This is a genomic window from Rhodococcus sp. Chr-9, from assembly GCF_000801125.1.
In the GTDB taxonomy this organism is placed as follows: domain Bacteria; phylum Actinomycetota; class Actinomycetes; order Mycobacteriales; family Mycobacteriaceae; genus Rhodococcus; species Rhodococcus pyridinivorans.
Genome location: NZ_JTIZ01000008.1, coordinates 77,308 through 95,898, shown reverse-complemented (window position 1 = coordinate 95,898; position 18,591 = coordinate 77,308). Strand labels below are relative to the sequence as shown.

Below are 18,591 nucleotides of genomic sequence, written 5' to 3'. Positions count from 1 at the left end.
GCAACGGGGTCGATCGACACCCGCCCCTACCAAGTGCGAAGAGCCTCTAAAGGCAGCCCGTCTTTCGAGTGTACCGGGTGGTGAGATCGGACACTACCGGCGAGTAATATGTGGGAGGGTTCACTCGGACCCGAACCTCCCCCGCGTGCAGCGACGGCCGCACCTCATTCTTCTGCGGGTTCCGGTGCGGCATCGATCTTCTCCGCCGCCCAGTTCGCGATCCACTGCGTCGCGGTCGTGCCGTTCTCGTCCACGACGTAGGTGTTGTACATCGCGTGGATCGGGTTGTTGACGTACTCGAGCAGGCGCGGAGCGGCCGACATCCAGTTGGCGGGATTCAGCGCGTTCGGTGGTGCGTCACAGATACTGTCCGTGGGCGCGCAGATTTGGATCGTGCGGTCGTCGAGCTCCCCGAAGCCACCGGGACGCGCGCCGGTCATCGTGATCCCCGGCAGCCGCAGGCCGTCGAGCGACAGTTCGGCGCCCACTCCGGCGACGGGCGCACCGATGTCGGTGCCCGAGACCCCGTCGCGGCGACCGTCGGCAACGAGTGCGACACCGAGCACCCGGTCGGCGGGGACCGGGCCGTTGCCGGCACCGATCTGCGCGGCGACGTCGCCCACGATCACGGCGCCCTGCGAGAAACCGGTGAGCACGTAGGTGGTCAGCGGGCACTCGGCCGAGCGTCGCGCGAGGATGTCGGTGGTGGCCGCGAATCCCTCACTGCGGCTGTTGTTGTAGGACTGCTGGCCGTCCGGCGGGATCGCGATGGGGTTCGAGAACTGCGCGACGTACGGCACCGTGTAGACATCGGCGCGTTGGGCGTCGAAACGCTCCTGCAGCGGCCTCGTCACGTTGAGCATGAGCGAGTACGGGTTCGCGGCCGGAGCGTACGGATCGTCGCCCACCGCGGACTCCCAGGTGCCCGGCACCGCGACGACCTGCACGTCGGGGCACGAGGCCGGCTGCGACTGCGGCTCCTCCGGCCCGGGCGGGGTAGGAATCGGCGACGGGATGTCCAGCCGCCCCGCGAGCATGTACCAGAGCACCAGCACGATCGCCAGGACGAGCAGCGCCCCCACGACCACGATCCTGCGTCCGCGACGCTGCTTCGTCCTGACCATTCGTGCTGTCCCCGCGTTCCCTAGTTGCAGTACGTCTCGCCGGCGACGGCGATGTACGTGTCGGCCGTCGAGGAGGCCTGATCCTCCGACAACTCGACACCACCGGCTGCAGCATCACTACCCACGAGCGCGGTCACGAACACCTTGATCTCCTCCGGCGACCCGCCCTGCGCCTGGGCGCTGCAGATGTAGTCGGCGATGTTCACCGCGCCGGTCTCGTCGCTGGGCTCGACGCCCTCGGCGCGGAGACCGTCGAGGAAGGCCTGTGCGCCGGGCGTGGGAGCGGGTGCCGCGCCCGTGTCCTCTCCGGCATCGTCGTCTCCGGCAGCGGGCGAGGACGGAGCCGGGGACGCCTCGCTCGTCTCGGTCTCGCCCGTGGTCTCGGCCCCGGCTGCGCCGGGGGATGTCTCGGCCGCGGAGGTCGATGTCGACGCCGAGGTTTCCGTGGCGGCAGACGTCGTCGGCGTGTTCGTCGCGGTGGAGTCGTCGCTTCCGCACGCGGAGAGAACGGCCGTGGCGGTCAGTGCCGCAGCGAGGGCGCCGAGGACTCGGGTCGAGCGTGAGCGGGTCCGTGCAGGCATGTGGTGGGGTCCTCACATCCGGGATGTCGGTCGAACTTGGTCAGATGCGCCCCAGGCTACAGAGCGGCCCGTGCGGCCGGTAGGAGCGTCCCTCCTCCCCCCGGTTACACGGGCCGACCCTGCTGTCGTTCGGTTACGGCTGCAGCTTCACTTCGTCGCCGTCGAGGGTGATGAAGCCGTTCTGAAAGTTCTGCTGGACACCCTTGCCGTCCACGGCCGGGAACTCGTCGCTGATCGGCAGGCCCAGACGTCCTTCGGCACCCTTCTCGGCGAGCCACGCCTCGAGGATCTTGCCGCGGACCGGCCAGGCACCGGTGAGCGGGCTCCAGTAGATGTTGCCGTGCTGAAACTCGTTGAAGCGACCGTCACCCCCTGCGGGCTGCTCGCTGGCCGTCGGGTAGCCCAGGACTCCCGTCTCGTAGCCGAGCTGGGAGTACTTGTCGAGGATCATGCCCTGCACGCCGTGGGCGCCGGTGTCCTCGCTCCAGTACATGGCGCCGATCTCGAAGCCCTGGACCGCGCCGCGGCCGTCGGGGGTCGCCGCCTCGTCGAGGATCGGGTAGCCGAGCGGTCCGCCCTCCCAGCCCTGGTTCTTCCATTCCTCGAAGATCTTTCCGCGGACCGCGTGGGCGCCGTGCTCGGGCGTCCAGTAGATCGCGCCGTTCCGGAAATGGTTGAACCGTCCGCGTCCGTCGGGTGCGACGCGTTCCTCGGTGGTCGGATAGCCGAGCTGCCCGGCCGGACCGCCGACACCCTGGTAGGCGCCGCCGATCGCACCCGCGACCGGCACCGTCGTGCCGTCGGACGAGAAGACGCGGCCGAAGCGGAAGTCCTGCACCTTGCCACCGGCGACGTCGTATTCACCGGTGAGGCAGTCGCCGAGCCAACCGTTCACGTTCGCCACATCGCCGAAGGCGCCGGTGGGGTTGCACTCGGGCTTGTCGACCTCGACCCCGAGGGTGTTGGCGAGCTGCGGCCACAGCTGGTGCAGTTCGAACTCCCAGTACTTCCACGTGTGGGTGCCCGACGGCCGGTACACGATCTGGGCGGGGATGCCCTGCTTCTCGAGCTTCGTCGCGAACGCCTGCGAGGTGAGGCGCGAGAGGATCTCGAGGCCCATGCCGGCGTAGTTGGTGCTGACCCCGGGGATGCCCGACGGATCGTCGTGGGGGCCGGTGGTGCCGCTGCCGCTCGAGACGTACAGGCTCACGCCCTCGAGCTTGTCGGCGAGCAGGTAGGGATCGTGCGACTCCCAGCCCTCGGAGCCGGGCGCACCCCACATCGCCTCGGAGTCGAAACCACCGGCGTCCTGCATCGCGTAGTGGATGGCCTCGGGCATGCCGAGGGTGGTCGTGGTGAGGATGCCGGACAACGACGCCGCGAACTGCGCGAAGCCCGGGTTGCGGGCGGGTAGGAACATCGCGGCGGTACCGCCCATCGACAGGCCGACGACGCCACGCTTGTCGGTGGTACGCCAGTCGCGTTCGAGCAGCGGAGGGAGCTCCTTCGTCAGGAAGGTCTCCCACTTGTAGTTCTGTCCGTTGTTCTGATCGATCCAGTCGGAGTAGAAGCTCGACTGGCCGCCCACCGGCAGCACGACGTTGACGTTCTTGTCGGCGAAGAATGCCTCCGCATCGGTCTCGAGCGTCCACCCGTTCTCGTCGTCGCGCGCGCGCATGCCGTCGAGCATGAACACCGACGGGAACTTCGCGTCGGGCTTGCTGTTCCAGTCGCGCGCGAGCAGCAGCTGCACCTGGATCGGCGTCCCCATCGACGGCGAGTCGATCCACAGGGCGACGCGGCGATCGGTGAGCCAGTCGACAGAGCGGACGGTCGCACCGGAAGTGCTCGTCGGGCCGGACTGGGCGATGAGCGGATCGGCGGTAGCCACCGAGACGGTGGTCAGACCTGCGGCGACGGGCGCGACGAGAGCTGCGGCGATCAGTGCGAGCGCACGGGATCTTCTGCGCCGCGCACCCGCGACGCGAGCCACTCTCCTGCTCGGCCCCGTCCGTCGCTCACCGTGCTCGAGCTCAGTTCGCATCTGCATCGCTCACTTTCTGCGTTGCCGGATTTCCTGCCGAAGTGCGGCTTCGGGTGGACCGCGACGGCGGCAGTGGCAGGGCGCCCGGCTGGGTATGCCGACTCGGGATACCGGAGTCCCGGATGTTGTTTCTACACCGGCGGCGCCCGGAATCGCGGGTGCCGCGCTGTGACAGGTGAGAAAATTGTTGCAGAAAGTTACGACGCCGCCCACTCACCGGATCGGTGAGCGGGCGGCGTCGTTGCTAGCAGTGCGTACCGGAGATCAGAACGCGTTCAGCGCCTCGAGGATCTGCGGGCGTGCCTTCCACAGCTGATCCTCCCAGTACTTCCATGCGTGCGTGCCGCGCGCCGGGAAGTCGAAGGTAGCCGGGATGCCGAGCGTCGCCAGCTTGAGCTGGAACGCGCGGGTCTGGGCGAGGGACAGCGCCTCGAGCGCCATGCCGTTGGCGGTGTTGTAGTAGCCGACGAAGCCCTGCGGGTTGTCGTGCTCACCGGGCAGACCGCTGGCGGCCGAGATGTACAGCGACAGACCCTCGAGCTTCGGAGCGAAGACGAACGGGTCGTTGCGCAGCCACGCCGGGCTCCACGGCGGGCCCCACATCGAGTCGACGTTGAAGCGGCCGGCGTCGAGCATCGCCACGCGGATGGCCTCACGCATGCCGGGAGCCGACAGGTTCAGGTAGCCGGACAACGACGACGCGAACTTGAACTGGTCGCGGTGGTAGGCGGCCAGGGTCAGGGCGGCGGAACCGCCCATCGACAGGCCGAGAATGCCGTTGTTGTTGCGCGACACGCCACGGGTGGCGAGATAGTCGGGCAGCTGCTCCGTCAGGAACGTCTCCCACTTGTAGGTGATGTCCTGGCCGTTCAGGTTGGACGGCGCGTACCAGTCGGTGTAGAAGCTCGACTGTCCGCCGACCGGCATGATCAGGCTGACGTTGTCGTTCGCGAACTGCTGCAGGGCGTTCGTCTCGAACGTCCAGGCGTTCACGTCGTCCCGAGCGCGCAGGCCGTCGAGCATGTAGAGCGCCGCGTCGCCACCGCGCGCAGCCCACTGGATCTGAACCTTGATCGGGCCCATGTCGGACTCGACGAAGACCTCTTCGAAGCCCCCTGCAGGCGCGCGGTGCGAGACCGGCGCTCCCTGCGCCGGCGCGGCGACGGCGGCGGTGGTTCCGACGAGGCCGGCAGCCACGGGGAGGACCAGAGCTGCGGCGGCGGTGCCGAGCAGTCGCCGTCGAAGGCCCTGCCTCAACCTCGGGACAAAACGCATGAACAATGCTCTCTTTCTCGTCTGCGGCGTCCGCGTTCGCGTCCCCCGGATTCCGGCGATGACGACCGCGGAAGGCCGCCCCAAGTCACACTGCGGTCAAAACTGTAAAGGACCGCGTGATCTCTGACAAACCCTGGTTTCAACAGCTCTTGGGCACCTCTTGACCTATAGGTCAAGCACGCGCTGCCGGAATGTTACCTATCCGTGATGCGTCGTGATCCTATCGAGACAGTCGAAGGGGGCCAAGTTGATCTCGGTGTCCGGCCGTCACCCCCGCGGCGGTGGCATCGGCAGGTCACAGCGCTGGATCTCGTACTTCGGCACCCGTTCGATCCGGTACGAGGCGTAGTCGAACGCGTTGCGCAGGTTCCTCTTGAACAGTGCCCACGTGAGTTCGGCGCTCGAGGAATCGATCATCTCCCGGGTCTCGGGACAGGTCAGCGCGGTCTTCGCCATCGCGACCCAGTCCTCGTCGAGATAGCCCGGCATCCACGGATGGACGTCGACCATGCCCGAATCGGCGACCACCCAGTCGGGGAACAGGATCTTGTCATGGCCGATCCGGCCGTCCTCGAGACGCTCGGTGTGCGCGGCGAGCGGGTAGGCCAGGCCCATCTGGTCGACGACCCGCACGTCCAGACCGGTGTTCATGCTGGTCATGCCCAGGTTCAGGAAGAACACCGTGTGCCCGGCACCGCCCGGTGGGATGGGCTCGGGTGGCGGCACGACGTCCCACGCGTCGAAGGAGGGGGTCGGCAGCAGCAGCCCGCCGTTCGGGGTGTTCGCGATGGCCTCGACCATGGCCCGCATACGTGGGTAGTCGAGATAGTCCTCGGCCAGGATGGGATGCAGATGCCCGGTGTTGAGGGCGTAGAAGGCGCGCTCGTCGACGATGCCGGATCGGCCCACCACGGCGCCCTCGGTCATGCCGGTCGTGTTGGCCGCGGCGGCCGTCCACACGACGGTGCCCAGCCACAGCACGGCCAACGCACCCGCGACCTGCGTCGGCCGGTTGTTGCCGAGCTCCGCCCGGTCCGGGATCCGCAGCGGGACGACGGCGACGGGCAGGAGCAGGCAGAACAGCGGCGGCAGGAGGACGCGGCCGTGCATGAAGTCGCCGCCCACACGCAGCGAGTACAGCGCGAGCAGCACACCGGAGCCGAGGAACAGCACGACGACGGCGGTCGGTGTGCGCAACAGCTTCTGCGCCCAGGTCAGCGTGGCCCGCACGTCGCGCGGATCGGGACGCGCCGCCGCTGCGGTGAGGCCCACCACCTCACGGCTGGTCGCGAGGACGAGCGCGGCGAGGACCGCGAGGACCAGCAGCGGCAGCCACAGCAGGTACGGCGAGACGAGGTTGCCGAGATATTCGAGGCCCTGCGACCACTTGGCACCACCGGCGTCCTTGGCGACCGCGGTGTTGGGATAGGGCAGTCCGTAATAGCCCATGCGCCAGATCTGGTAACCGATCGGGATCATCCCGGCGACCGCGACCATCGCGACCCGGATGCGCAGGTCGAGGCCGGGCGCGAGGAACAGCATCGCGAGTGCGAGCACCGCGACCAGCGCGAGTTCGGGTCGCACGAGCGGGCCGAGTCCGGCGACGAACGCCGTGGCGAGGATCTGCCCGGTACCCGGGAGCGATCCGTCCCCTCCCGGCGTGGCGGTCGCCCACCGGGCCATGAGCAGCCACAGCAGGCCGAGCCAGCAGATCACCAGGCAGGACTCGAGGCCCGAGGTGGCGAAGTCGCGGGCCGGGGGCACCGCGATGTAGACGAGGACACCGGCGGGCAGGAGCAGCACGGTGCCCGTGGTGGCGCGCAGTCGCCACCGGTACAGGCGTGCGGCGCCGAGCATGGCGAGGACGATCGCGCCCGTCGACAACACGAGCGCGATCGTGAGCACCACGTATTCGAGGCGGAGGCCGGTGAGCCATCCGCCCGCGTAGACGATGTACGTCCACGCGGTGGAGGTGTTGGCCTCCACACGCTCCCCCGCGTTGAACACCGGCCCGTTGCCGGCGAGGAGGTTGCGCACGGTTCGCAGGACGATGAGACCGTCGTCGGCGATCCAGCGCCGCTCCCACGCTCCCCAGAACATCAGGAACGCGGAGACGACCACACCCGCGGCGAACACACCGCCGGTGAGGCGGTCACGCCGAACGGGCCCGACCGTACTGGACGGTCCGGCCTCGGTGTCGTGGACGCCGTGCACGACGTCAGAAGAGGTAGACAGCACCGCCGACCACCAGGATCCACACCACTGCGAGCAACTGCAGCACCCGGTCCTTCAGGGCGATCTCCTCGGGTTCGCCGGCTTCTCCGCCGTCGACGTCGACCGCGTAGCGCAGGATGGCGACGACGAACGGGACCATCGAGATGGCGTACCAGTTGGAACCGGCCACGTTGTCCTGTTCGAACGCCCACAGGCCGTAGCAGAGCACGACCGCCGTCGCCGCGACGGTCCACACGAACCGCAGGTAGGTCTCGGTGTAGTACTCGAGCGACTTGCGGATCTTCGCGCCGGTGCGGGTCGCGAGGCGCAACTCGGCGTACCGTTTGCCGGCCGCCATGAACAGCGACCCGAACGCCATGATCAGCAGGAACCACTGCGACAGCGGGATCTCGGCGGCCACGCCACCGGCGATGGCACGGATCAAGAAGCCCGACGAGACGATGCAGATGTCGAGCACGGCCTGGTGCTTGAGCCCGAAGCAGTACGCGAGCTGGATGCCGATGTACACCGCCATGACGACGGCGAGCTGCCAGTTCGCGATGAACGACAGCACGATCGAGCCGACGAGCAGCACCGTCGCGAGGATGTACGCGAGTCGCACCGGGAGCACGCCGGCCGCGATGGGCCGGAACCGCTTGGTGGGGTGTGCACGGTCGGCTTCGACGTCCATCGCGTCGTTGACGAGGTAGATGCCCGAGGCGGCCATACAGAAGACGACGAAGGCGAGCGCGACGGGCAGCAGCACGTCGACCTGGGTGACCGAGCCGGCCGCCATCGGGGCCGCGAGCACCAGGACGTTCTTCACCCACTGTCGGGGACGGACCGCCTTGACGATCCCGGCGCCCAGGCTCTTGGGCGCCTCCTTGACGGGCGCCGGTTCCTCGCTCATCGATCTCCCCACTTCGTCTCTGCCCGCGCCACGACGGCCGCGGACGCCGCACCGAGTGCCGCACCCGCCAGTACATCCGTCGGATAGTGCACGCCCAGCACCAGGCGGGACAGCATCATGGGCGGCACGAGCACCGCGGGAAAGGGTAGCCCGGTGGTGCGGGCGAGTAGCACGGCCGCCGCAGTCGTGGACGTCACATGCGACGACGGGAAGCTCAGCCGGCTCGGCGTGGACACGTTGACCTGCACCGTCGGGTCCACCGGCCGCGGACGGCGCACGACCCGCTTGATGACGACGGACGCCGCGTGGGCACCGAACGCGCCGACCGCCACGCTCGCCCACTTGCGGCGACGGGGACGGTCGACGAGGGCGCCGGCGGCGCCGATCGCGATCCAGCCGAGAGCGTGCTCACCGAAGTGCGACATGCCGCGGGCGATCGTCGTCGCTGCGGGTACGGCACCGGCGGTGGCCTGGACGGTCTGCAGCACCCGCACCTCGGTGTCGGTGCTCTTCCAGTGACGTGCAGCCGCAGTGCCGGGGTCAGTTGCCGATTCCGAAGACACGCTCCCACTCCTCCTTGCTGGTCAGGGCGGGAACCGCGTCCCGGTACCGCTTCTTCATCTCGGGGAACCGGCGCGCGAGTTCGCGTCGCAGCCTGAGCGCCTCGGTGAGCAGGGCCTGGGCCTGAGCACGGTCGCGCTTACGGTAGACGACACCCCGACCGTCCGCCGTGGTGACCGTCACGCCGTCGACCTGCGAGAGCAGGAACCACCGCGCGTCGATGGTGGGCACGTTCAGCTGCGGCCGCTCGTGGTGCTCGCGGTTCTCGGGGCGCACGTTGTGCAGCACACCCTTCGCGAGACGCCTGACCTTCGCGACCGCACCCTCGGGCAGTCCGACGGCCCCGACCTCGGCGCCGGATGCCATCGGCAGTTCGGTCGACGACGGCAGCACCACGGCGTCGGGGAAGTTCTTCCGGAGCGCGTGCACCTCGCCGAGGGCACGCGGCAGCAGCTCGAACAGGTTCTCCGGACCGGCGAGGAAGTCCTCGATGGCCTTGTTCTGGATCGCGACCGTCGAGTACTCGAGACACACGAGGTGCTTGATCGTGGCCTTGATCGTGTCGAGCACCATCGGCTTGGCGTCGCCGTGCTGGTGCAGCGCGGCCACGACGAGCCGGTTGCGCAGATGGAAGTACGCCTGCCAGTCGATGGCGTCGTCCTTGTCGCTCCACGCCATGTGCCAGATCGCGGCGCCGGGCATCGTCACCGTGGGGTAGCCGGCGTCCCGTGCCCGCAGGCCGTACTCGGCGTCGTCCCATTTGATGAACAGCGGCAGGGGCTGGCCGATCTCCTCCGCGACGACACGCGGGATCATGCACATCCACCAGCCGTTGAAGTCGACGTCGATGCGTCGGTGCAGGAGCTTCGAGTTCTCCCGGTCGCGCAGCGGCTTGGTGGAGAAGTCGTGGTCGTACTCGACGTTCGGCGCGGCACCCCACATGAAGTTCGAGCGGTGGATGACCTCGCCCATGGTGTGCAGGTGGCTGCGTTCCTGCAGGTTGAGCATCTGCCCGCCGACGAGCATGGGCTTCTTCGCGAATCGCGACAGGGCGAGCGCGCGCAGGATCGAGTCGGGTTCGATCTCGATGTCGTCGTCCATGAACAGGATGTACGGGCTGGAAGTGGTCTTCAGCGCCTCGTACATGATGCGGCTGTAGCCGCCGGAGCCACCGAGGTTGCCCTGGTCGTGGATGACGAGACGGTCGCCGAAGGGTTCGGCGGCCTCCGCGAAGTCGGCCTCGTCGCGAACCTTGCGGGTGCCCTGGTCGGGGATGATGACGGCGTCGACGACGTCCATCACCAGCGGGTCGGACGCGAGCGCACGCAGCGCCTTCACGCAGTCGGCAGGGCGGTTGAAGGTCGGGATGCCCACTGCGACCGAGGCGTGTCCGGGCGCCTCGACAGGTGCGTACCAGCCGGCGGCGTGCAGCGTGACCTCGCTGTCGGTGGTCACGTCGAACCACAGCCAGCCGCCGTCCTCGAACGGCCCCAGGTCGGCTTCGATCTCGACGACCGTGTCGGACCCGCGGAACTCGCGGCCGGTGACGTGGATGCGGCTCGAGTCGGCCTTGCTGCGGTACAGGTCGACGCGGCCGTGGCCGGTGAGTTCGAGTCGCAGCACCACCGAGCCGAGCGTGCTCCAGCGACGCCAGTAGCTCGCCGGGAAGGCGTTGAAGTAGGTGCACAGCGACACCTCGGACTCGGCGCCGATCGCCAGCGTCGTCCGGCTCGTCGCGTGGGCGCGACGCGCGTTGGTGGGCGACTCCTCGAGGTAGAGCGTGCGCACGTCGAGGGGCTCGCCCGGGCGCGGCAGGATGATGCGCTGCAGCAGCGACCGGCCGAGCAGTTCGTCCTCCGTGGCGGGGGTACTCGCCGCCTCGTGCTTCGCGACGGCCGCGTGCTTCGCGGCACTCACGAGGCGTCCCCGGCGATGGGCGCTCCCGAGTCGAAATGCGGGGCGAGGACGTTGTCGAACATCGACAGCGCGCTCGCGATCGCCATGTGCATGTCGAGGTACTGGTAGGTGCCGAGCCGGCCACCGAAGAGCACCTTGTTGTCCGCGGCTTCCTTCTTCGCGAGGGAGCGATAGGCGTTGAGTTTCTCGCGGTCCTCGGGGGTGTTGATCGGGTAGTACGGCTCGTCGTCGTTCTCGGCGAAACGCGAGTACTCACGCATGATGACCGTCTTGTCGGTCGGGTAGGTGTCGCGCTCGGGGTGGAAGTGCCGGAACTCGTGGATGCGGGTGTAGGGCACGTCGGCGTCGTTGTAGTTCATGACCGGGGTGCCCTGGAAGTCGCCGGTGGGCAGCACCTCGGTCTCGAAGTCGAGGGTGCGCCATCCGAGCCGGCCCTCGGAGTAGTCGAAGTAGCGGTCGAGCGGGCCGGTGTAGACGACGGGGGCTTCCGGGCTCGCGGCACGGACCTCATCGCGCACCTCGAACCAGTCGGTGTCGAGCCGGACCTCGATCCGCTCGTTCTCCGCCATGTTCTCCAGCCACGCCGTGTACCCGTCGACCGGCAGGCCCTCGTAGGTGTCGTTGAAGTAGCGGTTGTCGAAGGTGTAGCGGACGGGCAGCCGGGCGATGTTGCCGGCGGGCAGTTCCTTCGGGTCGGTCTGCCACTGCTTGGCCGTGTAGTCGCGGACGAACGCCTCGTACAGGGGGCGGCCGATCAGGGAGATCGCCTTCTCCTCGAGGTTCTTCGCCTCGGCGGTGTCGATCTCGGCGGCCTGCTCCTTGATGAGGGCGCGTGCCTCGTCGGGGCTGAAGTACCGGCCGAAGAACTGCGACACCAGTCCGAGACCCATCGGGAACTGGTAGGCCTGGCCCTTGTGCATCGCGAACACGCGATGCTGGTAGCCGGTGAAATCGGTGAACTGGTTCACGTAGTCCCACACCCTCTTGTTGGAGGTGTGGAACAGGTGGGCACCGTACTTGTGGATCTCGATTCCGGTTTCCGGTTCGGGCTCGGAGTATGCGTTGCCACCGAGGTGGTGGCGACGCTCGATCACGAGCACTCGCTTGCCGAGCTGCGTGGCCGCGCGCTCGGCGATCGTCAGTCCGAAGAATCCGGAGCCGACGACGATCAGGTCGTACTCACCGGTGGAGGGCTGGGGCGCTGATGCAGCAGTCACGGGAGACCAGGGTATGCGACTCCGTCGCGGAGGTGCCCTCTCGGTCCGGGCGGACCGAGAGGGCCGTCACACTCACACGTAGTAGGTGAGCGCGTCACGGACGAATTCGGCGCCCTCCCGTCCTCCGTAGTTCGCCGCGAAACGCTCGTCCTCGACGTACATGTCGGCGAGACCGAGCACGTACTCCCGCGGACTGCCCGCCGCAGTGCCGCCTCCCGGGGTGCCCGGAATCGACGACAGCCAGGCGACGTGCCGCCGCGCGAGGTCCTGCGCTTCGGGGCCCGCCGGGTCGAGACCGGCCCGGGCCGCCGCGATCCAGTCATGGTTCAGCTGCTCGACCTGCTTCATCCAGTCGTGCCTGGCGGCGTCGTCCATGCCCCGCCACCAACGATCGCCCGAGTCGTAGGCGTCCTTGCCCCACCGTTCGATGACCTCGTCCCGGTACTGCGTGTGGTCGAACCCGTCGAACACTTCGTCTGCCACGAGTTCCTCCCCTCTCTCCGTCTTCGCCAAGGTGGTGCGCACCGCCGCGATACGGCGGTCCAACTGCCGGCGCTCGTGTTCGAGCAGGTCGAGGTGGGTGCGCAGTGCGCTCGCGGTGTCGTCGTGACCGGCGAGCACGTCGCGGATGGCGGGCAGGGCCAGTCCCAGATCGCGGAGCAGCAGGATGCGCTGGAGACGCACGAGTGCGTCCTCGTCGTAGAACCGCATGCCGTTGCTGCCGGTGCGGCTCGGATGCAGCACCCCCACGTCGCCGTAGTGCCGCAGTGTGCGGCTGGTGACACCGGCGGCGCGTGCCAGTTGCTGGATCGACCATTCCCGCACGTGCCCACCTTCTTCTTTCCGGCTACGCCCAGCGTGCATCTTGACGTTGCGTCAATGTCAACCATCGTCGTCGCGGTGCCGGAACGCCACCGGCCGCCCGCCCTGTTCGGGGCGACCGGCCGGTCGAGATGTGCCGTCGGGTTACTCGGCGCTACCCGTGCTCGGGAACCAGTCCTTCAGGAAGCTCGCGTCGATGACCTGAGCACCGAGGTCCGGTGTCCACACGATCGCGCCGCCGGTGAAGATCCGGAACTTGCCGATCTCGTCGGGCAGCATCAGCTCGGGGCCGATGGGCGAGCCGAGCACGCTGTCGACGCCGCCGAGGTCCAGATAGGCCTGCTCGATGGGCGAGGTGCCGGTGCCGCTGCCGAAGGGATCGGTGCCGGTTTCGGGGCCGGGTTCGGGTGCCGGAGTGATCTCCGGGGCGTCCTCGTCGATGCCTTCCTTGACGGTGAACCAGTCGGAACGCAGTCCCAGCTTGGTCCGTGCCTCGGCGCCCGTCGTTTCGATGGTGCGGTCGGAGCCGACCACGCGGACCCGGGTCACGCGACCGCCTTCGGGTCCGAGATTGTTGCGGGAGAGCACCTCGAATGCCTGGAGGTCGCCGACGCCGAACTTGCTGCCGATCTCGGCCGCGGTGAAGGTCTTGGCCCATTCGCGGTTCGGGGCGACCTTGTCACCCTCGTCCTCGACGGGCGGGAAGGTGCCGCCGGCCGAGTAGCCGCCGGTGGAGGCGGAGAACTCGCTGCGCACGACCTCGCCGTCCTTCATCAGGACGGTTCCGCGGGTGGTGCGCACACCGTCGTCCGTGCGCGGATCCTCGACGCCCGACCCGCCGTAGACCTGACAGTCCGTGGTGTCGCAGGTCTGCCACTTCTCGTGGCGCTTCTCGGCGAGGGCGTAGGACCGCGCGGCGATGGCCTGCGCCCGCAGCGCCTCGGCACCACCGGTGTCGGCCCAGGCGGGCAGCGCCTCGGCGGGGACCACGCTGCGCAGGTAGTCCTCGACGTGGAGGCGGTTGACGGTGCGCGGGGCGGTGCCGTCGAGCACCACACCGAGGGCACCGCGGTAGGTCTTGTCGTCCGAGCACATCGTGAGGTGCTCGTTCGCGGGACGGTCCTCGGCGAGGTCGATCGGGTCCACCCACGGCAGGTCGGTGGCTGCCTGCCACAGCACGTCGCCGCTGCAGCCCTCGGTGACGACGACGTTCGCGCCGCCGTCCGGGGTGGGTGTCAGGTGCGCGGCCTCGCCGGGCGCGAGTTGCTTACCGGCGACGATCATGCCGGTGTCGGAGTAGACGTCGAGGGTGTGGTCGTCGCGCGCCATGAGACGGACCGCGATCATCGCGTCGTCGACCGTGCCGAGTTCGGTGCCGCCGTAGTAGTGGCCGATGATCCGCTCGGCGGTCCACCCGTCCTGGGCGTAGCCGTAGGCACCCCACTGCCCCATGCCACGACCGTGGCCGTGACCGAAGCCACTGAACGTGAAGGGCGTGTCGGCCGAAACCGCTTGCACGACACCTGGTGCCGCCTGGTTGCTCTGGACGAGCGCGCCCACGCCGGCTCCGACGAGCAGCGCGGGAGCGACCCCGATCGCGGCGGCACGGGCGACGGAGGGACGCCATCCGTTGCGCAGCGGCCTGCCGAGGATGATGCGCCGCCTCCGGATCTTGCCTCTGCGCCCGATGGACTGTCGTGACATGACGTTGCTCCCTCGTTGTCGCTGTAGGCGCGAACTCGTGATCCGCGATATCGGACAATTTCGACCGATCCTCAAGCTCAGGTTGAGGCTTAAGGTTTGCTGCGTCTAGTGTGACAAGAGTGACGGAGCTAGGCAACAAATGTCACAGAAGCAACACAAGAATCACGAGTTACAGAACTTTCGTGTCCGAACCGGGCCACGGAAGCGACACGTAAGGGACGATCCGAAGTCGGAACCGTCCGCTGGAGCACCAACGACAGGGAGTAGCAAACAGTGCCGCATCGCCGCCCCAAGCCGTCGATCGTCCTGGGTGCCGTCGCCGCCCTGGCCGTCGCGACGCCCTTCGCCGTCACCGGGCTGACCAGCACCGCTCCCGAGATCCGGAATGCCAACGACACCGTCGAGGCAGTGGCACCCGATATCGCGGAAGTCGTGCTCGCCTCGGTGCCCGACCTGATCATCCCGCTCGAGGAGCTCACCGGTCTCAACCTGCCGGACCTCAGCCTGAAGGAGATCGTCGACGGGCTCCCGCAGATCACGACTGCTCCCGACCCGAACGGCGGACTCGTCCAGCGCGTCGGTGCGACCGTCAAGGAACTCACCCGCGACACCCCGTTCAGCCTCGTCGCGCTCGCCGCCGAGGACGTCGCCGCCACCGACGCGCTCATCCGCGCGCAGCAGGACGACGGCAGCTGGGGTCCCTGGACCGCGACCGAGCCGATCGAGACGCGCGCCGACGACGCCACCAGCGAGGGACGCACAGGCACGGAGCCGATCTACGTCGGTGCCACCCGTGCGGTGCAGGTGCTGCTGACGCCGCGTCCCGGCCCCGAACCGAATCTCGCCGGCGCGGAGGCCCCGCCGGCACCCGAAGCTCCCGCTCCCGCTCCCGAGGCACCCGCCCCGGAGGCACCGGCGCCCGAAGCTCCTGCTCCTGCAGCCCCGGCGGAGGCCCCGGTCCCCGCCGACGAGGCACCCGCGCCGGTCGCTGCACCCGCAGCCGATGCACCCGACCTCGGATACGTGCCCGCGTCCTCGTCCAAGCCGCTGCGCGAGAACCCGCTGCAGGCGGCCGCCGAAGCGGTCAGTGCCGTGCTCATCTCGCCCGGCAGCAGCGAAGCGGACGCGCGACTCGAGGACATCGCGAGCCCGCTCGGTAACTCCGGCCTGAAGGTGATCACCCGCCAGCAGTGGGGCGCCGACGAGTCGATGCGCTGCCAGACCCCGATCTACGACGACTCCCTCGGTGGCGCGACCGTGCACCACACCGCGGGCAGCAACAACTACTCGAAGGCCGAATCGGCCGAGATCGTGCGCGCGATCTACGCGTACCACGCACGCACGCTCGGCTGGTGCGACATCGGATACAACACCCTCGTCGACAAGTACGGCCAGATCTTCGAGGGTCGCGCCGGTGGTCTCGACCGCAACGTCCAGGGCGCACACGCGGGTGGATTCAACGAGAACACCCACGGCATCGCGATGATGGGCGACTTCTCGACCCAGGCCCCGCCGCAGGCCGCGGTGGAGTCGGTCGGCAAGTTCCTCGGCTGGCGTCTGGCCCGCGCGGGACTGAACCCCAAGGGCCGCACCACGATGTACTCCGAGGGCACATCGTTCACCCCCTACCCGCAGGGTGCGGCGGTGGATCTGCCGATCATCTTCGCGCACCGCGACGTGGGCAACACCAGCTGCCCGGGTGATGCCGGCTACTCGCAGATGGGCAAGATCCGCGATATCGCCGTCGCTGCGGCAAAGGGCGGTGGCGGTGGCACTGCCCCGCAGCCCTCGAACCCGTCGCCGTCGAACCCGCAACCCTCGAACCCGCAACCCTCGAACCCGTCGCCGTCCAATCCGTCGCCGTCCAATCCGTCGCCGAACGTGCCGGACATCAACGTCGGAGCGCTCGCCTCGGGCTCGGCCGGCACCGCCGAAGGTGTCGTCGACGAGCTGATCCGCCTCAGCGGTCACCCGCTGGTCCAGAAGTGGCTCGCCGAGGGCGGCGAACTCGGACGGCTCGGACAGGCGGTGACCTCGATCCTTCCCGCGGTCAAGAGCGGTTTCGAACGAGTGAATTTCGTCAACGGGGCCATCTACACGTCACCGAACGGCGGCACGTGGACGGTACTCGGCGAGATCTACAAGGCGTGGGAGAAGAACGGACTCGACGCTGGTGAGCTGGGGTTGCCCACCAGCGACGAGTACCGGGTGCCGGACGGTTGGCGTTCGGACTTCGAGTTCGGCTCGCTGATCTTCAACGAGGTCACGGGTGTCGTCACCAAGGTGCTGCGCGCCTACGACGACGCCTACGACCAGGCGATGCAGGATCAGCCGGCCGACGTCGCAGGACCCGCACCCGAGGGTGCTCCTGCGCCCGGACCCGAACCGGCACCTGCGCCGGAACCGGCACCCGAACCGGCGCCCGCGGGCTGACCCGCAGCGCACCGGTAGGAACGAGTCACCGCCACCACCGTTCGAGAACGCGGGCCACCCCGTCCTCGACGTTGGTGGCGGTGACTTCGTCTGCGACCGACTTCGCGTCCGGATGCGCGTTCTCCATCGCCACACCGTGACGCGCTACCGACAGCATCGGGATGTCGTTGGGCATGTCGCCGAAGGCCACGAGATTCTCGTGGGAGACACCCAGTAGCCGGGCCATCTCCTGGAGACCGGAAGCCTTCGTGACCCCCGCCGCGGAGATCTCGATGAGCCCGTGGGTCGTCGAATAGGTCACGTCGACCAGCCCGTGCAGTTTCGGCACGAGAGCCTCCGCCATCTCCCGGCTGGTCGCGCCGGGGAGCCGGACGAGCAACTTGATGGCGGGCTCACTGATCACCTCGTGCTCGGCGAGTTCGGTGTTGTCCGGATTCAGCCAGGCATGTTCGTAACCGGGAGCGCTGACGAACTGCGGCGTCGCCGCGTCGTGGGCCCGATCCCCCACCCGCTCCGCGGCCAGACCGCAGCCGGGAAGCACCGACGAGGCCACCTCGGCGAGCCACGCCAGTTCGTCGACCTCGAGCACCGCGGCGCTGAGCACACGGTCGGTGGAACTGTCGTAGAGCACGGCACCGTTCGCGCACACCGCCATGGGCGCGTAGCCCAGCTCTTCGACGACCGGCGCGATCCAGCGCGGCGGGCGGCCGGTGGCCAGGACGAACGGAACACCGGAGTCGACCACCGCATGTACCGCGGCGCGGGTCCGATCGGACACCTTCTCGGTGTCGTCGATCAGGGTGCCGTCCACGTCCGTAGCCACCAATCCGGGACGCACCGCGTCCGTGGAAGCAGGACGCACCGCGTCCGTGGAAGCAGGACGCACCACGTCCGTGATGTGGTCCCGATACGGCTCTCGACTCGACTGTGCGTTCACTCCGTCATTGTGCCGAAGTACCGCGGTCGCCGCCTGCGTCATCGTTGCCGCTACCGGCAGCACCTTCACGGGCGGCACGTTCGCGGGCCTTCCGGGCGCGACGCTCGGCGGCCGCGGCCTCGTCCAGGGCGGTCGCCTCCTCGAGGGTCGGCGCGGATCCGCCCAGGCGGCGGGGCACCCAGTAGGCACCGTCCTCGTGGATGTAACCGTCCTGGACCCGGTGAAGCATCTTCTCCATGGTCGCGTGGAGCTGCGCGGTCATCTCCGCTGCCGGCTCGAACGGATGGATGGGGGCGCCCACCTCGATGGTGATCGGGGTGTTCGTACGTCCGAGCCGCTTCGGGTGGCCCTTCGTCCACACCCGCTGCGACCCCCAGATGACCATGGGGACCACCGGGACACCGGCTTCGTTCGCCATCCGTGCCGCGCCGGACCGGAACGCCTTGAGTTCGAAGCTGCGGCTGATCGTCTCCTCCGGGAAGACACCCACGAGCTGACCGGCACGCAGCGCCTCCACGGCGAGTCGGTAGGACTCGCCGGCGTCGCCGCGGTCGACGGGGATGTGCTTCATCGCGCGCATCATGGGGCCGGAGATCTTGTGGTCGAAGACTTCCTTCTTCGCCATGAAGCGGATGTACCGCTTGGTGACCCGGGCGGGGATCCCGGCGTAGGTGAAGTCCATGTAGCCGGTGTGGTTGATCGCGATGACCGCACCACCCGTCGCCGGGATGTTCTCCGCCCCGGTGATCGCGAACTTCAGCCCTTGCGCTGCGAAGAGCGTGCGGGCGACACCGATGATGGTCCGATAGAAGGGTTCCACGCCGGTCAGCCTAGCGGGGGCCGGTGGAGGAA

At 68.6% G+C, this 18,591-nt stretch carries 14 protein-coding genes; 1 reads left to right on the top strand and 13 read right to left on the bottom strand.

Translation table 11 applies throughout. The features are described from left to right. Window positions 1–164 precede the first annotated feature (164 nt). The 11 genes from QR64_RS01290 to QR64_RS01240 all read right to left on the bottom strand — a co-directional run bounded on the left by QR64_RS01290 (window position 165) and on the right by QR64_RS01240 (window position 14,369). Window positions 165–1,124, bottom strand: coding sequence for a cutinase family protein (locus QR64_RS01290; protein WP_006553445.1), 960 nt, complete (start codon window positions 1,122–1,124; stop codon window positions 165–167). A 20-nt stretch (window positions 1,125–1,144) separates the two neighbouring features. Next, window positions 1,145–1,705: a DUF732 domain-containing protein gene (locus QR64_RS01285; protein WP_033097843.1), complete on the bottom strand. Its 561-nt coding sequence runs from the start codon at window positions 1,703–1,705 to the stop codon at window positions 1,145–1,147. A gap of 133 nt (window positions 1,706–1,838) precedes the next feature. Then, on the bottom strand, window positions 1,839–3,755 hold the full coding sequence (locus QR64_RS01280) for an alpha/beta hydrolase-fold protein (protein ID WP_039583649.1): 1,917 nt from the start codon (window positions 3,753–3,755) through the stop codon (window positions 1,839–1,841). 258 nt (window positions 3,756–4,013) lie between these two features. Next, window positions 4,014–5,024 carry an alpha/beta hydrolase gene (locus tag QR64_RS01275; protein WP_039583648.1) on the bottom strand — a complete coding sequence of 337 codons (1,011 nt, stop codon included), beginning with the start codon at window positions 5,022–5,024 and terminating at the stop codon, window positions 4,014–4,016. Window positions 5,025–5,291: 267 nt separating this feature from the next. Beyond that, on the bottom strand, window positions 5,292–7,238 hold the full coding sequence (gene zomB / locus QR64_RS01270; protein ID WP_084222255.1) for a flagellar motor control protein ZomB: 1,947 nt from the start codon (window positions 7,236–7,238) through the stop codon (window positions 5,292–5,294). Between the two features lie 4 nt (window positions 7,239–7,242). After that, window positions 7,243–8,148 (bottom strand): decaprenyl-phosphate phosphoribosyltransferase, encoded by a 906-nt coding sequence (locus QR64_RS01265; protein ID WP_019290355.1) that lies wholly within the window; start codon window positions 8,146–8,148, stop codon window positions 7,243–7,245. Further along, window positions 8,145–8,642, bottom strand: a complete 498-nt coding sequence (locus tag QR64_RS01260; protein WP_024102673.1) for a phosphatase PAP2 family protein — start codon at window positions 8,640–8,642, stop codon at window positions 8,145–8,147. Before QR64_RS01260 ends, QR64_RS01265 begins: the two co-directional genes overlap by 4 nt. A gap of 46 nt (window positions 8,643–8,688) precedes the next feature. After that, entirely contained in the window at window positions 8,689–10,626 is a 1,938-nt protein-coding gene (locus QR64_RS01255) for a glycosyltransferase (RefSeq protein ID WP_006553438.1), read from the bottom strand. Continuing rightward, the gene (glf, locus tag QR64_RS01250) at window positions 10,623–11,843 is read right to left on the bottom strand and encodes a UDP-galactopyranose mutase (protein WP_006553437.1); all 1,221 of its coding nucleotides are present in this window, start codon (window positions 11,841–11,843) and stop codon (window positions 10,623–10,625) included. The genes QR64_RS01255 and glf overlap by 4 nt, the downstream gene beginning before the upstream one ends. 72 nt (window positions 11,844–11,915) lie before the next feature. Continuing rightward, complete coding sequence (locus QR64_RS01245) at window positions 11,916–12,668, bottom strand: MerR family transcriptional regulator (protein WP_006553436.1); 753 nt, start codon at window positions 12,666–12,668, stop codon at window positions 11,916–11,918. A gap of 141 nt (window positions 12,669–12,809) precedes the next feature. Continuing rightward, the gene (locus tag QR64_RS01240) at window positions 12,810–14,369 is read right to left on the bottom strand and encodes a SpoIID/LytB domain-containing protein (RefSeq protein WP_024102671.1); all 1,560 of its coding nucleotides are present in this window, start codon (window positions 14,367–14,369) and stop codon (window positions 12,810–12,812) included. 273 nt (window positions 14,370–14,642) lie between these two features. On the opposite strand from QR64_RS01240, the gene QR64_RS01235 reads away from it, so the two are divergent. Continuing rightward, window positions 14,643–16,802: an N-acetylmuramoyl-L-alanine amidase gene (locus QR64_RS01235; protein ID WP_039583644.1), complete on the top strand. Its 2,160-nt coding sequence runs from the start codon at window positions 14,643–14,645 to the stop codon at window positions 16,800–16,802. A gap of 25 nt (window positions 16,803–16,827) precedes the next feature. On the opposite strand, the gene QR64_RS01230 is transcribed toward QR64_RS01235, so the two are convergent. After that, the gene (locus QR64_RS01230) at window positions 16,828–17,781 is read right to left on the bottom strand and encodes an HAD family hydrolase (protein ID WP_235366955.1); all 954 of its coding nucleotides are present in this window, start codon (window positions 17,779–17,781) and stop codon (window positions 16,828–16,830) included. Further along, a complete protein-coding gene (locus QR64_RS01225) occupies window positions 17,744–18,559 on the bottom strand; it encodes a lysophospholipid acyltransferase family protein (RefSeq protein ID WP_006553432.1) in 816 nt (271 codons plus the stop codon). The genes QR64_RS01230 and QR64_RS01225 overlap by 38 nt, the downstream gene beginning before the upstream one ends. Window positions 18,560–18,591 lie beyond the last annotated feature (32 nt).

Coding starts and splice junctions, on each gene's coding strand:
- QR64_RS01290 (WP_006553445.1), bottom strand. CDS start 1,124: ATGGTCAGGACGAAGCAGCGTCGCGGACGCAGGATCGTGGTCGTGGGG.
- QR64_RS01285 (WP_033097843.1), bottom strand. CDS start 1,705: ATGCCTGCACGGACCCGCTCACGCTCGACCCGAGTCCTCGGCGCCCTC.
- QR64_RS01280 (WP_039583649.1), bottom strand. CDS start 3,755: ATGCAGATGCGAACTGAGCTCGAGCACGGTGAGCGACGGACGGGGCCG.
- QR64_RS01275 (WP_039583648.1), bottom strand. CDS start 5,024: ATGCGTTTTGTCCCGAGGTTGAGGCAGGGCCTTCGACGGCGACTGCTC.
- QR64_RS01265 (WP_019290355.1), bottom strand. CDS start 8,148: ATGAGCGAGGAACCGGCGCCCGTCAAGGAGGCGCCCAAGAGCCTGGGC.
- QR64_RS01240 (WP_024102671.1), bottom strand. CDS start 14,369: ATGTCACGACAGTCCATCGGGCGCAGAGGCAAGATCCGGAGGCGGCGC.
- QR64_RS01230 (WP_235366955.1), bottom strand. CDS start 17,781: ATGACGCAGGCGGCGACCGCGGTACTTCGGCACAATGACGGAGTGAAC.